General features: G+C 27.6%; 19 protein-coding genes. 16 read left to right on the forward strand and 3 right to left on the reverse strand.

Annotation, left to right across the window (positions count from 1 at the left end; translation table 4 throughout):
* The first annotated feature begins 67 nt into the window (after positions 1 to 67).
* The 4 genes from ACZ91P_RS02525 to ACZ91P_RS02540 all read left to right on the forward strand — a co-directional run bounded on the left by ACZ91P_RS02525 (position 68) and on the right by ACZ91P_RS02540 (position 1,414).
* Positions 68 to 331 carry a hypothetical protein gene (locus ACZ91P_RS02525; protein ID WP_465157870.1) on the forward strand — a complete coding sequence of 88 codons (264 nt, stop codon included), beginning with the start codon at positions 68 to 70 and terminating at the stop codon, positions 329 to 331.
* Positions 332 to 405: 74 nt separating this feature from the next.
* Positions 406 to 636, forward strand: a complete 231-nt coding sequence (locus ACZ91P_RS02530) for a hypothetical protein (RefSeq protein WP_465157871.1) — start codon at positions 406 to 408, stop codon at positions 634 to 636.
* Positions 637 to 700: 64 nt separating this feature from the next.
* Positions 701 to 826 (forward strand): hypothetical protein, encoded by a 126-nt coding sequence (locus ACZ91P_RS02535; protein WP_465157872.1) that lies wholly within the window; start codon positions 701 to 703, stop codon positions 824 to 826.
* Between the two features lie 447 nt (positions 827 to 1,273).
* The gene (locus ACZ91P_RS02540; RefSeq protein ID WP_465157873.1) at positions 1,274 to 1,414 is read left to right on the forward strand and encodes a hypothetical protein; all 141 of its coding nucleotides are present in this window, start codon (positions 1,274 to 1,276) and stop codon (positions 1,412 to 1,414) included.
* A gap of 210 nt (positions 1,415 to 1,624) precedes the next feature.
* Here ACZ91P_RS02540 and ACZ91P_RS02545 read toward each other — a convergent pair whose 3' ends face one another.
* Entirely contained in the window at positions 1,625 to 1,795 is a 171-nt protein-coding gene (locus ACZ91P_RS02545; RefSeq protein WP_465157875.1) for a hypothetical protein, read from the reverse strand.
* Between the two features lie 421 nt (positions 1,796 to 2,216).
* Here ACZ91P_RS02545 and ACZ91P_RS02550 point away from each other — a divergent pair, with 421 nt between their 5' ends.
* The 3 genes from ACZ91P_RS02550 (at position 2,217) to ACZ91P_RS02560 (ending at position 6,135) form a co-directional block, all read left to right on the forward strand.
* On the forward strand, positions 2,217 to 3,239 hold the full coding sequence (locus ACZ91P_RS02550) for a hypothetical protein (protein ID WP_465157877.1): 1,023 nt from the start codon (positions 2,217 to 2,219) through the stop codon (positions 3,237 to 3,239).
* Between the two features lie 66 nt (positions 3,240 to 3,305).
* On the forward strand, positions 3,306 to 4,244 hold the full coding sequence (locus ACZ91P_RS02555) for a pseudouridine synthase (protein ID WP_465157878.1): 939 nt from the start codon (positions 3,306 to 3,308) through the stop codon (positions 4,242 to 4,244).
* Between the two features lie 25 nt (positions 4,245 to 4,269).
* Complete coding sequence (locus ACZ91P_RS02560; protein WP_465157879.1) at positions 4,270 to 6,135, forward strand: transporter; 1,866 nt, start codon at positions 4,270 to 4,272, stop codon at positions 6,133 to 6,135.
* Between the two features lie 116 nt (positions 6,136 to 6,251).
* Here ACZ91P_RS02560 and ACZ91P_RS02565 read toward each other — a convergent pair whose 3' ends face one another.
* Together ACZ91P_RS02565 and ACZ91P_RS02570 are read right to left on the reverse strand one after the other, a co-directional pair.
* Positions 6,252 to 6,395, reverse strand: coding sequence for a hypothetical protein (locus tag ACZ91P_RS02565; RefSeq protein ID WP_465157880.1), 144 nt, complete (start codon positions 6,393 to 6,395; stop codon positions 6,252 to 6,254).
* A gap of 265 nt (positions 6,396 to 6,660) precedes the next feature.
* Complete coding sequence (locus ACZ91P_RS02570; RefSeq protein ID WP_465157881.1) at positions 6,661 to 6,894, reverse strand: hypothetical protein; 234 nt, start codon at positions 6,892 to 6,894, stop codon at positions 6,661 to 6,663.
* A gap of 114 nt (positions 6,895 to 7,008) precedes the next feature.
* Here ACZ91P_RS02570 and tsaE point away from each other — a divergent pair, with 114 nt between their 5' ends.
* The 9 genes from tsaE (at position 7,009) to lepA (ending at position 15,678) form a co-directional block, all read left to right on the forward strand.
* On the forward strand, positions 7,009 to 7,470 hold the full coding sequence (gene tsaE, locus ACZ91P_RS02575) for a tRNA (adenosine(37)-N6)-threonylcarbamoyltransferase complex ATPase subunit type 1 TsaE (RefSeq protein WP_465157882.1): 462 nt from the start codon (positions 7,009 to 7,011) through the stop codon (positions 7,468 to 7,470).
* 1 nt (position 7,471) lies between these two features.
* Positions 7,472 to 8,044 (forward strand): tRNA (adenosine(37)-N6)-threonylcarbamoyltransferase complex dimerization subunit type 1 TsaB, encoded by a 573-nt coding sequence (gene tsaB, locus ACZ91P_RS02580; protein WP_465157883.1) that lies wholly within the window; start codon positions 7,472 to 7,474, stop codon positions 8,042 to 8,044.
* A complete protein-coding gene (locus ACZ91P_RS02585; RefSeq protein WP_465157884.1) occupies positions 8,045 to 8,470 on the forward strand; it encodes a GNAT family N-acetyltransferase in 426 nt (141 codons plus the stop codon).
* Between the two features lie 59 nt (positions 8,471 to 8,529).
* Positions 8,530 to 9,246 carry a YebC/PmpR family DNA-binding transcriptional regulator gene (locus ACZ91P_RS02590; protein ID WP_465157885.1) on the forward strand — a complete coding sequence of 239 codons (717 nt, stop codon included), beginning with the start codon at positions 8,530 to 8,532 and terminating at the stop codon, positions 9,244 to 9,246.
* 105 nt (positions 9,247 to 9,351) lie between these two features.
* Positions 9,352 to 9,966 carry a hypothetical protein gene (locus ACZ91P_RS02595; RefSeq protein ID WP_465157886.1) on the forward strand — a complete coding sequence of 205 codons (615 nt, stop codon included), beginning with the start codon at positions 9,352 to 9,354 and terminating at the stop codon, positions 9,964 to 9,966.
* Between the two features lie 63 nt (positions 9,967 to 10,029).
* Entirely contained in the window at positions 10,030 to 12,057 is a 2,028-nt protein-coding gene (locus ACZ91P_RS02600) for a DUF2779 domain-containing protein (protein WP_465157887.1), read from the forward strand.
* Positions 12,044 to 13,003: a methionyl-tRNA formyltransferase gene (gene fmt, locus ACZ91P_RS02605; protein ID WP_465157888.1), complete on the forward strand. Its 960-nt coding sequence runs from the start codon at positions 12,044 to 12,046 to the stop codon at positions 13,001 to 13,003. Before ACZ91P_RS02600 ends, fmt begins: the two co-directional genes overlap by 14 nt.
* Positions 12,984 to 13,526: an ECF transporter S component family protein gene (locus ACZ91P_RS02610; protein ID WP_465157890.1), complete on the forward strand. Its 543-nt coding sequence runs from the start codon at positions 12,984 to 12,986 to the stop codon at positions 13,524 to 13,526. The genes fmt and ACZ91P_RS02610 overlap by 20 nt, the downstream gene beginning before the upstream one ends.
* Before the next feature lie 349 nt (positions 13,527 to 13,875).
* Positions 13,876 to 15,678 (forward strand): translation elongation factor 4, encoded by a 1,803-nt coding sequence (gene lepA, locus ACZ91P_RS02615; protein ID WP_465157891.1) that lies wholly within the window; start codon positions 13,876 to 13,878, stop codon positions 15,676 to 15,678.
* Positions 15,679 to 15,723: the final 45 nt, after the last annotated feature.

Here is a 15,723-nt window from a genome sequence, read left to right on the forward strand (position 1 = left end):
ATAGCCTCCTTTTTTTGATAAGATTATGTGAAGTATTGAGTATCATATTTTAAAATAATTTGTTTATATGAAAGGAAATTATAAAATAGAATTAAAACAAAATTTATTAGAAGATTATAAAAAAGATAAAATAATAGAAACAAACAATGAAACTAAAAATTTCTTGATTGAAAGAGATAATGAGATATTTAAATTATATCAACAAGGACAAATATTACAAGGATATAAGGTGATATCAAAATTGCCAAAAACAATTAAAACAGAATATGGAGATATTCCTATTAAAAGAAGATTATATGTTAAATATGATGAAGAAAAAAAGAAAATATAAATCGTTATCCTTTAGATGAAGAATTAGGTTTAAAAAAATACGAAAGAATTGAAATAAATTTAAAAAATAAATATATGTCTTTTATAGGTGATGTAAAAAGATATAAAGATATTTTACATACAACAGAGAATGCAAATATTAGTGAAAGAACAATATCTAATATTTTTAAAAATCCCGATTTAGAAGAAACCGATTACATTAGTAATAAAAATAACAATAAAATTAAAATTCCAAATAATGTTTTATATATTCAAATTGACGGAGCTTTTGAATCAATGCGAGAAAATAAAAAAAATTGAAAATAAAATATTTCTTGCGACTATGCATATTGGTGTTGATCAAGAAAAGTCAACAAAAACCAGAATAAAAATGAAAAAGAAAAAAGGCGTTTTTCAAATGATGAATAAAAATCATAAGAATAAAAATAATAAATCTAATATTGATAATTTTATTGATAAAATTTTTAAATCAATGTATACTTATGATATTAATTAAAATACTAAAATATTAATATTAAGTGTTGGTGAAAAACAAATTAAAAAAATTTATAGAGCAGTAAAAGCAAAATATAAAAATAACACTGTATCATATAGTTTAGATAAATTTCATTTATCAAATAGATTTAAACAATTATTCCCAAATCGAAATAGAATCAAAATTCATAGAATAAAATATAAATTAACAAAAATATATTTCTTTACTGGAAATTATAAATTATTATTAGATTTTTTAATATGTCATTTACCATATGTTAATGGTAATAAAAAAATATTTTTATTAGAAACCATTGAATTAATTAAAAGTAATGAAGAAGGTATTGTAAATCAATCATTAGAATATAATATTGGTTGTCATGTTGAGGGTGATGTATCGCATTATATTAAGGCTGTTAAAGGTAAAGGGCGTGGCGCAAAAATATATTGTAAAGAAACATTTATCAATATGTTAATTTCTTCTATGTTAAGACTTAATAATCAAATTAATGATGAGAAAGTTGATAAAACTAATAAAAATAATAAAGAAAAAATTGAATTTAATATATTTAATTTAAATCAATTTCAAAATCAATTTTTATCTTTATAAAAAAATAAAAACCTTTTAAAATTAGCAATAACTTTAAAAAGTATTTTTTAGTGTGTCAAATTTCATAAATTTATAAATTATTTTTTCAACTAAAAATTATATTTTTAAAAAAGTTGAATTTTTTATAAATTTTGTTATCATTCAATTATAAGCGAAACTTAATTTGTTTCTAATTACTTAATTTTATTAAAAACCTAAGAATAATGAATATTACCAATTTTTTACTTCAAAACTAATATTTTCTAATGTGTGTAAATCGTCGGATAATTCATTTTCTGCTTCTTCTTCAGTTAATTTCATTTTTATACTACATCAAAAAATTGTTGTTCCAAAAGTTGCAACAATCCCAAATGTTCCTAATAAAATTAATCATTTTTTCATATTTTTCTCCTATAAAAATTAAAAATATTATACATAAAATAATATTATCAAAATAATAGTACTTGCCTTGTGAAAATTATTAATAAAAGACGTATTACAAAACTTATTAACTTTTTTTCATTTTATCACATAATTGAAATATAATAAAAAAATTGCAACCGATATAAAATATATTGCATCAAGTAGAATTTATTTGTATTTTTTCTTTTTTTTGTTACAATTTTTATAGTACAAACAAATTAACATCTATTATCAAAATAATATTAAAAATTTAACATTTAAAATTATAGTTTTTTAAAAAAAATAGGTAATTATTACATTTTTAATTTTATTTATTAATGAACGTGATCGGATTAATAGTGAAAACGATGTTTCAAAAACTTTAGCAGAAATTGCAGCTGGAAAAAAATCAGCTGAACAAGTGCAAGAAACATATAAGAATTTAATGAGTATTACATATCCATTAATTGATTTTTCATTGTTATCCTTTAATTTTTTTAGAGAAAACAATAATGTAACCGATTGAAGTGCAGCATGAAATCAACGTGCAACAAATATTAATATGGCTTATTCATATTTATTTATTACGGAAATGATTGCCTTGATTGCGTTATGCTATTATATTGTCATTATTATTAAAATAGCACAACGTCATCGCTTTGAAGTTCGTTATGGATTATCCACAACTTTTCCAAATGATTATGTTATTTTTAATCCGCGAATGTATTTAAACTTTTTAACAAATTTAAAAATAATTTTTAGTTTTTTTAACTTTTTAACAACCTTAATTACTTTAATATATGGCATTTTATTAGTCTTAGTCTCATATTTCTTCTGATATGTGTTGAACCGTCAAACAGAAGTTTTAGTTCCACATAAATGATGAAAAGCAACTAACTTTAGTTTCTTTATTACTGTTTTACTAATTCAAAATGGTTTTACTTTAATTAAAGCAATGTTTGCAACAAAATTTGGTGTTGATTTAGACTTGATTGTTTCAATTATTATTCCAATTGGGACAATTACTGTTATTATTGCAGTCTTTATCAAAAATATGTTGTCAACAAAAGTTACTGGTGTTCGTAATGTTATTAAAACAATTGGAGCAAAAGTAAGTGCTTTTCGAATTTTCTATTATACTGAAAAAGAAAAAGTATTGGAAGACTATGCTTTTGTAACACAACTACCAACATTGGTGAAAAAGCCATTATCAAATAATAGCATTACTCGTGAACAAGCTTATGAGTTAATGAAAACAATTGATGAGACAGTTGTTTTCTTTGATAAACATCTTTTGAAAGAAAAAGAAAAAAATTATATGTTATATCATTTATTTAATCAAATTACAGATGTGGCTGAAATTGCAGAAATTAAAGCAAATATCTTAAAAGTTGAAGAAAAACAGAAAGCAAAAAATGATAAACATTCTAAAATAATAGCTTAGAATGTTTTTTCTTCGGATAATGGTTAACTTTCATTATATAATTAATACTAGGAAAACGGGGGAAGTATGGAACCAAAAACAGTTGTTACTTTAACAGTTAAAGCAAATGATGTTAATCAAACAATTTTTAATTTTATTAAAAAAATGTTTCAAACAACTCCGTTATCAGTTATTTATAAGTTATTTCGTAATAAAAAAATTAAAGTAAATAACAAAGTAATAAAAGAACGAAATTATAAACTTCAATTAGGAGACCAAATTATTATTTTTGATAAAAATTTAGTTGTAACAGAACGAAACCAGACAGCAACTTATAATAATCTTGCACCATTACCATTACAAGTTGTTTATGAAGATGATAACATTCTTGTTGTTGATAAACCACATGGAGTAGAAATGCACTCAAAGTTTCATACTTCATTAGATGCTATGATGCAACATTATTTAATCCAAAAAGATGAATATAATCCACAGGATGAACAGTCGTTTGTCATTTCCCATGTTCATCGATTGGATAAATTAACACGAGGATTAGTGCTATATGCGAAAAATAAAATTACATTAGATTTGTTATTAGCTAAAATTAACCAAAAAGAATTTATTGAAAAGAAATATTTAGCAAAGTGTGAAGGAATTATTCAAGAAACTGATTTTACCCTTAGTGGTTATTTATATAAAGATGAAGATAAACAAAAAATGGTTTTTACTAAAACAGAGCAACCACAGGCTAAAGTAGTTAAAACACATTTTAAAATTCAAGCTCAGATATCAAATGCAACGTGATTGGAAACAACATTAATAACTGGTCGTAAACATCAGATTCGGGCTTCATTAAGTTATTTACATCACCCCATTATTAATGATGTTAAATATGGAGCAAAACAAGAAACAAAGAAGTATATGATTGCTTTATATGCAACAACCTTAATCTTTCATCAATTGCCAGACCATTTAAGTTATTTAAATGAAAAGATTATTAAAATTCCAGAAAATATTATAAAATAAAAATATTAGGAACGAGGTGAAGTAATTGTCAACAAGAAGAGGAATTTTTAGTATTTTAATCGGGGCTTTTATTTCGTTAATTGGAACATGTTTTCAATTTACGCTAATGTATTTATTAATTCGTAGTTATGGTTCGCAGTTTAATGGGTTTGTAAAGAATAGCGTTGCAATTGTTGCTTTTTTAGGAACAGTGGAAGGTGGCTTAGGAGCCATTACTGTTATTTTTTTAGTAAAACCATTGTTACAAAAAGATTGAATTAAAACAAATGAAATGATTAATACAGCAAAGCATCAATATAAAATATCAGGGTACATTGGCATTATTTTATTAATTGGCATTGCTGTTGGGTATAGTGCTTATATTTATTTATTTGAAAAGAATTTTAGTATTTTACAAAATGATAAAACAATTAGTTATCCGTTATGAAAAATGATTTTAATTATATTTATTATTGGGTCAAAAAACTTAATTGCATTATTTTGAACGGCAGCATATGAAAACTTAATGCAAGCTGATCAAAATAATCATTTACGCCGTTTAATTTTAATGATTTGTGATTTAATCTCATATTCAATTATTTTCTACTTAATTTCAATTGCAGTGGATCCTGTTTTTGTCTTTTTAATTTTCTTACTTTATTCTGTTATAAAAGGAAGTTTAGTTTATTTATTTATTAAGTTACATTATCCTTGAGTTCGTATTGCTCGCCAACGTGATAATATGCAACTAGTTAAATCAAGTAATATTGTTGTATTTAAAAATATTGGAGAAACATTGTTAATTAACGGTGATGTTATTATTACGGCGCTGTTATTAGGGTTACGAATATCATCAACCTTATCGCTATATATGACAATTACGGTTGGAGTTCGTAGCATTATGATGATTTTAATTAATTCCTTCCGTGAGTTTTTTGCCGCATGAACAGCAAAAAATGGTAGGGTTGATTGACAGAGTTATATGAAATTTGAAACATACGCTTTTATGATAGCTGGGTTCTTGTTTGTTAATCAGTTTATTTTATCACCATATTTTGTGACAACATTGTATGCGCCACAAATTATTGAACAAATTCGAACTAGCGATTCAACATTAAATCCATGAACATCACAAGAACGCGAAATTTTTAAAAGCATCTTTTATCAACCAACCTTCTCCTTATTAGTTGCTTTAAGTTCTGTTTTTATTGTCTTAGCTGAACCTGCAAATGTTTTGGTATATGCTAAAGCAAATTATAAACAAACCGCAATTCCGACTTTCATTATTGGCTGTCTTAACATTGTCTTTTGTTTTTTTAGTGCTTTACTATGACGTTTTGGCTTTAATAATTTAGCAGCTGCATTATATAGTATTTTAATTATTACTTGCTTAATGAGTTTTTTGCGGTTTTTATACTTGTGATGTTATAATTGAATATTTTTAACTTATAATAGTAACTTTAAAGGTATTTTTCGAAATTGAATGATTTTGTTAGTGCCAATGATTATTGCTATTTTAGTTAATTATTTATTTTTATCAAAAACACATAATCCTAATCAAATTTATAATATTGATTTACAGCCAGTTTGAGGATGACAAAAATTATTAAATTTCTTCTTTGGTTTAATCTTTGCTTCCTTGTTTGTTATTTTTGCTAATTCAATCTTTTGAGCACCTGGTTCTGTTCGTGGCATCTTCTTACGGTTACCACTTGTTTATAAAATTTGAACTAAACGCCAAGATAAAATGCGAATTCTACGTCGTAAAAAATATGAAGATGATTTTATTACCTTAACGGAATCAGAAATGCCATATCAAAAAATGTGAGAACGAGAAGAAACTTTACGTAAAAATACGAAAAAAATAGAAAAGGATGAACCTAATAAAGAAATTTATAAGTTAACAGGCTAAAAAAAAGTTATTCCTAACTTATTTTTTAATATCACTTAAATAACCAGGATGGTATTTTTGACCATGAATAATTTTTGTAATATTATAAAGCGCATTAATAGCTTCACCAAATCCAGTTACCATATTATAATATTTTCATGATAAGGTTTTAATTCGATCACCTTATTTTGTTGTAATTTTTGGACATTGTTTTCTTTAGCTCGGTATAATGTTCGACGATGGATAATTGTAACATCTTTACTAATCTTATCTTCAATCAAATGATTTGCCCAATCAACAGCACTATCACCACCACCAAGAATAACAATTTTCTTGTTTGTTAAAAGAGTTGGGTTTTTAACAGCGTATCATAAGTTTTTATATTCCTGGTGAGGGTCAAGTTGTTCTAAGCGAATGGGGGTAAAAACACCATTTCCACTTGTAATTAAAATTGTTTTAACTGTAAATGTTTCATTAGTTGTTAAAGTAATAGTAAATTCATCAGTTGTTGTAAGGATATTCTAATGTTAGTTTTACCAATGTATGTTATTTGACCCGTATTTTTTTTGCTTGGTTAATTAAATTCTCAATAAATGTTTTAGTTTTGATTTCGCCAAATCCGAGCATATCATATAATGGTTTTTCTGTATATAATTCTCATGGTTGTCCACGAGGACTATCATTTCCTTGAATTATATAGCCACTTAATCCTAACATGCCAGCACAACTCCAAGCATATAATCCAACCGGCCCAGCCCCAATAATTAAAATATCTTTCATTTATTTATAACAACCTTTCTAATTTTTCTGCACTTTAATTATTACATATTTTTCTAAAAGTCTAGCACAATAATTAATTCCTAGATATAATTAGTAAAAGAGAGTGGGATATTGATGAAAATAATTGTTAAAAATGAGATAGCAACAAAACTTTTAGCTGAAAAAATTGCTCCGTTTTTACATCCTAATTTATGCTTATTATTAGATGGACCGTTAGCCACTGGGAAAACAACTTTTACAAAATATTTATTAAAAGGGTTAGGGGTAACTACTCCTGTTACTTCACCAACGTTTTTAATTATGCAACAGTATAGGACAAATCAGCAGGTTATTATTAATCATATGGATTGCTATCGATTGTTAGGCTTAGAACAAGAAGAAGAGTGAGAAATGTATTTTGAACATTTTTCTGATAGTATTAATATTATTGAATGACCAGCGGGAATTAGTAACCAGTTAAGTTCAAAGTACGAGGTAATTAAAATTACCATTAAGATAATTAATGAGAATGAACGAATTTTTACTATTAAAACCAACAATAAACATTTACAAAGCACATTAGGAAAAGAGGAATAAGATGTTAAATCTATTTATTGATACTAGTACTGATTTTTTAATTTTAATTTTAGAAAAAGAACAAAAAATCATTGGTCAAGTTCACCAAAACCATGCTTGTCGTCATACTGAAGCAACATTACCAAGAATTACCCAGTTATTAGGTCAACATCAACTAAAATTAAAAGACATTAATAATTTTTATTTAACAACTGGTCCAGGTAGTTATACTGGTGTTCGGATTCCAATGACGATTGTGAAAACAGTTAAAGTAATTAATCCAGCAATTAATGTTTATACAATTAATACATTACTTTATCAGGCTGGGCTAGATAATGTTGTTTCAATGCTTGATGCGCGGAGTGGAAAACGATATTTTGCGGTAATTAGTAATGGTGTAGAGGTGATTCCAAGGCAAGTTCTTGATTATGAAACTTGTATTGAAATTACAAAGCAATTTCCAGGTTATGAGTTTCGTTATGATTTACAAGAAATTAATTTTGTTCAAAATTATCTTGTTCTAAAAAAGCATTTTACATTAGTTGAAGATATTTTTGCTTTAGAGCCACAGTATTTAAAAAAGGATTGAAGTTAAATGGTTATTTTAAAACCAGTTAATAATAGTGATGCTTTATTATTATTTTTATTAGAACAAGAAAATTATCCACATAATTATTATAAATATCGTAATTTAATTCAAATGATTAATAATACAAATTATCTTGTTTATAAATTAATTGTCAAAAATAATCTCTATGGTTATTTTATTTTAATGCATAGTGGGGATGATTTTGAATTAATACGCTTAACAGTTAAAAAGCGTCATCACCATCAAGGTTATGGTCAACAAATATTAAAATATATTCTAACACATTTTTCATATCAACAAATTTTTTTAGAAGTAAATGAACATAATTTGGTTGCTCAACAATTATATTTAAAGCATGGGTTTAAGATTATTCAAACAATTGCCAAATATTATGGTGCAGAAAATGGATACTTAATGGTTTATCATCACTAACTTTATTTAATTTTACGGTATAATATATAAGAAAAAATTAGGTTGTAAAGGAGAGAAAAATGGGAAGAGCATTTGAAGTTCGCAAGCAGTCAATGGCAGCAACAGCTGCGAAAAAAGCAGTATTATATAATCGTGTTGCACAAGAAATTTATTTAGCAGCACGCGAAGGAAGTGTTGATCCCAATGCTAATTTAGCGTTACGGAATGCAATTGATAAGGCAAAAGCAAAACAAATTCCACGTGATGTTATTGAACGTGCGATTAAAAAAGCAAGTGGAAACGATAATGAAAATTACCAAGCAATTCGTTATGAAGGGTATGGACCAGGGGGCAGTGCAATTATTGTTAATACATTGACAAATAATGTTAACCGCGCTGTGACAGAAGTACGCAATTGTTTTACTAAAACAGGTGGTAAACTAGGAGTTAATGGGGCTGTCGTGCATTTATTTGATCATTTAGCAGTGTTTGCTTTTACAGGTAAAACGGTTAAAGAAGTATTAGAATTATTATTACTAGCAGATTGTGATATTAATGATGTTGTTGCTGAAGATGGACAAATTGTTGTTTATGCACCAGGAACAGCATTTAATAGTGTTAAAACGGCATTAGATCAAGCCGGGATTACAACATTTCAAATGGCAAAAATTACAATGCTTCCCCATGACCGGATTACTTTACATGGTGATGACGCTGAACAATTTGAAAAAATGTTAAATATGTTAGATGACATTGATGATGTGCAAGATGTTTATCATAATGTTTTCCTTGCTTAGTTCAGAGTGAAAAGCAGGAAAACAACTTGGGAAATTAGAAACAATTGAAAAATTATCGCTAATAGTGCATAATAATAGTAAAGTAAAAAAGGAGTTTAGATAATAATGTCAAATTTTTTGGGTGGTAGTATGACAATGAATGTGATTTTAGTCGTAATTGTAGTCGCAGTTATTATTTTTGCAATTGTTTCTTCAATTATGGGACGAAAAGCACAACGCATTGAACGAGAAAAACGAAGAAAACAAGTTAAAGATAAAATTAAACAATATATTAAAGATACTGATAATCGTAAAAACTTAAGATTAGAATATGAAAAAGTTATTGCTCGTAAAGGAAAAGAATTTAAATATCGCGATATTTTTGATGTTATTGTTGATATTTATGAAGCAAAAACAAATGCTTTTTTAGAACAAAAAGCTTTTGAAATTGAAGGTATTTCAAAAAAAATTAGTAAAAAACAATATGAAACAACTTGAATTGTTAACCAAGAAATTGATTTAGAAGAAACAAAACATCGAATTGAAATTAGTGAAAAAAAAGTTAAGTTAACAAAAGAAGAAAAAAAAGCAGCAAAAATTGCGGCAAGAAAAGAATATGAAGCACATCGTGCTGAAATGCTTAAAAAGCGTGAAGAAGAACGGAAATTGCGAAAAGCTGGACAACTTCCTGTTGATGAACGCCCAAAACCAAAACCAGAGAAATTTGTCCCTAGAAAATAAGTTCTATCTTATTTTCTTTGTCTTTAAAAAGCAAATCCAAAATAACGAAAGTGAAGTGCAATAATGGATTTAAAAATCACTTTAAAAAAAGAAGATTTTAAACGATTTAAAAAATGTTTTAAAATTGCTTGAACATTAGCTTCACGAAGTAATTTTAAAACAGTGCAAGAATGAGTGACAGCTCAAAAAATTTCGGTCTTTTTTGACTTGCAAGATAATATTAACAGTGCCAAAATTGATAAAGCTATTTTTATTGATGATGAAGAAAATGAGGAGGGAAAAGGTTTATTTCAACCACATTTGTATGATTTAGCGCTAGAAACTTATTGACCAGCAGCTGAGGACACGGATAGTAATGATGTTCGAACTTTACCAGATGAGATTCAAACAACGATGGCAGATGTTCAAATTGATTTTTATCCCGGTGAAACAATTGCTGATGGGAATGAAGTTGGTCAACGCGCGCGCGAATATTTTATGCGTGATTATACCTATTTTAATTTAGAACATTACAGCAAGAAAATTGCTTTTGCAAAGACAACTGAACTGTTAGCAAATCCAAACTATGATGTTTATTTTGAACCATCTTTTGTTTATAACAATTGTATTACAAAGTGTGATATTTTAAAGAAACTTCCAAATGGTACTTATCATTTAATTGAGGTTAAAGCTTCAACTGGTCGGAAATATGATAAAGAAGCACAAATGTATGTTGACAAGGATGTTAAGGATGAATATGGTTATGATGTTGCCTATCAGTATTATGTTTTAACTGGGGTAGGCTTAACAATTAGTCAAGTTTCGTTAATGTTGTTAAATTCGGAGTATCAACGGATTGGTGATATTGATGATGACCAGTTGTTTATGTTTCAAGATTATTATAAATTGCCAACGAAAACCTTACCGGCTATTAATTTATTAGAATTTTGTCAGCAAATGATGACTGGACAATTTGCCAAACGTGTTGAAAAGAATCGCATCATTACTGATGATTTAGCTTTAATTAAACATTATTTTATGCAACCAGTTGAAACAATTTTTCCGTTATTTAGCAAGGAACAATGTTTCAATGGAAAAGGTGATCGTTATGGTTATTGCCAACATGTTACTAGTTATTTACTACCGCATCATAGTGTCTTTGAGTTAACCCATGGGATGGAAAAAAAGACATTATTAAAATATCAAGAACACATTGATTTGTTAAAAGATATTGTGTTACCATTTACCTTTAAGCAATCAACGCGACAAAAAAAACCAATTTTATTTTCAGAAAAACAACAACGCCAAATTCTTGCTGTTCAAGATAATACCCCAGTTGTTGATCCAAAGAAGGTTGCTATTATTAATAAAATTTTAGAACAGTATCAGTATCCAATATATATGTATGATTTTGAAACAATGAAAGCGGCAGTTCCTCGCTTTGATTATTCATATTCTTATCAGCAAATTCCGTTTCAATATTCAGTCCATGTTATTAAAGATAATCACTTTGATTATCAAGATGAAACGACAATGGAACATTATGCCTTTTTAGCAGATGGTGAAGGTGATCCACGCTTAGCACTAATTAAACATTTAGTTACTGATTTATTTAGACATGGCGGAGGAGTTTATGTTGCTTATTATAAGAGTTTTGAATGTAAGGTTTTAGCCGAATTAATTAGTTATTTAACAATCTTAATTAATCAAAGTCGCAATGAGGAACTTATGAGAACTTATCAAGATTGCCAAAAAAAATTAAGGATTATTCGAAATAAAACAATTGACTTATTGGATTTTTTTCAGGACTTTATGATTTATAAAAAAGAATTTTATGGTTCAGCTTCAATTAAAAAAACACAACCAGCATTTGATAATCAATTTACTTATCAAGCATTAAAGGTACAAAAAGGTGATATGGCGAGTGAAATCTTTCGTCGCCGCGTGGAGAATAATATTCCAATCACCATTTGACAAAAATCATTTCGAGGAGAAATGTTAAAATATTGTAATCGGGATACATTAGCAATGATTGTTATTTATCAACATATTGTTGGTTTAATGGGGTCTTTAACATCAATTAAGGGAGGGAAAAAAGATGCAGAAATATAGAGTAATTTTTTTGGGAACGCCAATCTTTGCAACAGCTGTTTTAAAAGCTTTACAAAAGTTAGCGCCAACAATTGAAATAATTGGAATTGTTACCCAACCTGATCGTAAAATTGGACGCCAGCAACTCGTTCAATTTTCCCCAGTCAAAGAATTTGCTTTAACAAATAAGATTCCTGTTTTTCAACCAGAAAAAATTAATGATCTTTATACAGAGTTAGGAACTTTCCAACCAGATGTTATTGTAACGTGTGCTTATGGGCAATTTATTCCAGAGCGAATTTTAAAATTAGCACGTATTAATTGTATTAATGTTCATGCTTCATTATTACCAAAATTACGTGGTGGGGCTCCTATTCATAAGGCTATTATTTATGGTGAGCGAGAAACAGGGATTACACTAATGAAAATGATTAAAAAAATGGATGCAGGAGAAATGTATGTTCAAACAGCAATTCCAATTAGTGCCACCGAAACAGCCTCATCTTTGCATGACCGGTTAATGGTTTTAGCAGGTACAATGATTGAAAAATATTTATTAGATATTATTACTGATAAAATTAAAGGAACACCACAGGATAATAGTCAAGCAACATTTGCTTATAATATTACATGTGATGAAGAAAAAGTAAATTGGTTTTTACCAAAACAAAAAATTGTTGACCAAATTCGTGGATTATATGCATGACCAATTGCTTATACAACTGTTAATAATATTCATTATAAATTGCACCAAGCAATGATTACTTTAGAGCCATTAGCGGAAAAAGACGCTGATTTTGTAAATGGGACAATTATTGATATTTCAAAATTAGGGATTAAAGTTAAAGTTGAAGATGGTTATTTGCTAATTACGCGTTTACAACGCGAGGGAAAAAAAGTAACTGATGCTAAAAATTACTATCATAATGCCTCGTCAGAAATTATGGTTGGAAATATTTTTATTTAAAATGTATCGTTTAAAATCACTAAAATATTTAGCAACAACAGGATTAATTACTGCTTTGTTAGTAGTTATTGCTTATATTTCCCAATTTATTCAGTTCAATTTTGGTGTTGGTAAAGGGATTATTCAGTTAGCAGATGGGTTATTTTTAGGTTTAATAACGTTAATCAAAGGGCCAATGTTATTAATTAGTGGTATTTTGTATGTAACAATTATTGATCTTGTTACCGGCGGTTTTATTTTTATTCCTATTTCAATTTTAATTAGAATTTTAATGTTTTTAATTACTTATTTTGGTGCTCGCATTTTAAGTCGCTATGGTGCTATTTTTGTTAGTTCTTTAATGTTATTATTATATGTTTTGTATAGTTATTTCTTATTTGGGCTTGATGTTGCAATTGTTGAATTAATTGCTGATGCAATTCAAATTGCTGTTGCAACAATAATGGGAATTACGTTAGCAATTGTTTTTGTTCGAATTAATGAGGATAGTACAAATAAAATTTGAGATGATGAACAATTTTAACATTATAATGTATACAACCAATCTTTTTTTGTATCAGAAATTTTTTCAACATTCGTAATTAAAGTTACTTCAGCCATTAACTGATTGTAATATTCTGTAAAGTTAGTACTCATAAGTATTCCCCATTCCGTGATATTAATAAATACTAATAATTTTATCTTTTTTTAAAAATAATTGTTTCAGAGTTTCATTTTTTAAATTATATAATATATTATATCGTATTTATTTTAAAAATTCAATGTGACTATAATTATTTATTATTAAAACCTGCTATTTCAGGTTATTTTGCTAAAATTATGTATAATAATATCAGAGATGTAACTGTTTATAGAAAGGGTTTTAATTTTAAATGGATAAAAAATTAATTCGTAATTTTTCAATTATTGCTCATATTGACCATGGGAAGTCAACCTTAGCAGACCGGATTTTAGAGTTAACAGGGACAGTTGAAAAACGAGAAATGCAAGAACAATTATTGGATTCAATGGATTTAGAACGTGAACGAGGAATAACAATTAAATTAAATTCTGTTCAGTTAAAATATCGTGCTCAAGATCAACAAGAGTATATTTTTCATTTAATTGATACACCAGGGCATGTTGATTTTACCTATGAAGTTTCACGTAGTTTAGCAGCTTGTGAAGGAGCAATTTTAGTTGTTGATGCAGCACAAGGAATTGAAGCCCAAACATTAGCAAATGTTTATTTAGCAATTGATAATAATTTAGCAATTATTCCTGTTATTAATAAAATTGATTTACCATCTGCTGATCCAGACCGTGTCAAAGAAGAAATTGAAAATTTAATTGCAATTCCAACAACAAATGCACCATTAATTAGTGCTAAGACAGGGTTAAATATTGAACAGGTCTTAGAAGCAATTGTTAAGGATATCCCTGCGCCGTTAGAAGGCAATGATAATAATCCTTTGCAAGCATTAATTTTTGACTCATATTATGATAAATACCGTGGTGTAATGGTCTCAATTCGAGTTAAACAAGGAATTGTTCGCGTTGGTGAAAAAATAAAATTAATGAATACTGGTGCTGTTTATGAAGTTACTGAATTAGGAGTTAAAACACCAAAAGAAATTAAAAAAAACCAATTAGTTGCTGGTGAAGTAGGTTGATTAGCAGCAAGTATTAAAATGGTCCGTGATGTTCGGGCTGGTGATACGATTACAACCGTTGCTAATCTAGCTCAACAGCCATTACCAGGATATAAAAAAATGAACCCAATGGTATTTTGTGGATTATATCCAATTGATTCCGCTAAATATAAAGATTTAAAAGAAGCTTTAGAAAAAATTCAGTTATCCGATGCTTCCCTTGTTTATGAACCAGAAACATCACAAGCATTAGGTTTTGGTTTTCGTTGTGGCTTTTTAGGATTATTACATATGGATGTTATTCAAGAACGGTTAGAACGAGAATATAATTTAGAATTAATTGCAACTGCTCCATCGGTAATTTATCATGTTTATTTAATAAATAAGGAAATGATTAGTATTGATAATCCAAGTAAATTACCAGCTGTGCAAAAAATTGATCGCATTGAAGAACCATTTGTCAAAGCAACGATTATGACTCCTGAGCAATATATTGGTTCATTAATGGAATTATGTCAAAATAAACGTGGAACATATGTTAATTTAGAGTATATTGATAATACACGGCGAATTTTAACTTATGAAATGCCATTAAATGAAATTGTGTTTGATTTTTTTGATCGGTTAAAATCAATTAGTAAAGGTTATGCTTCGTTAGATTATGATTTTATTGGTTATCGTCCTAATAAATTAGTTAAAATGGATATTTTATTAAACAATGAAATTATTGATGCTTTATCAATTATTGTTCATCGTGATTTTGCTTATGGACGTGGTAAGGCCTTATGTGCAAAATTAAAAGAAATTATTCCTCGGCAAAATTTTGAAGTTCCAATTCAGGCAGCCATTAATCATAAAGTTATTGCACGAGAAGATATTAAAGCAATGCGTAAAAATGTCTTAGCAAAATGTTATGGTGGTGATATTACTCGGAAAAAGAAATTATTGGAAAAACAAAAAGAAGGAAAAAAACGAATGAAAGCAATTGGTTCAGTTGAAGTCCCCCAAGAAGCTTTTATGGCTGTTTTAAAGTTAGATGATTAATTGCTATTGTTAGCAATTTTTTATTAATAAAAAGTGATATAATTA

This window comes from Spiroplasma endosymbiont of Halictus nicosiae (genome assembly GCF_978018445.1).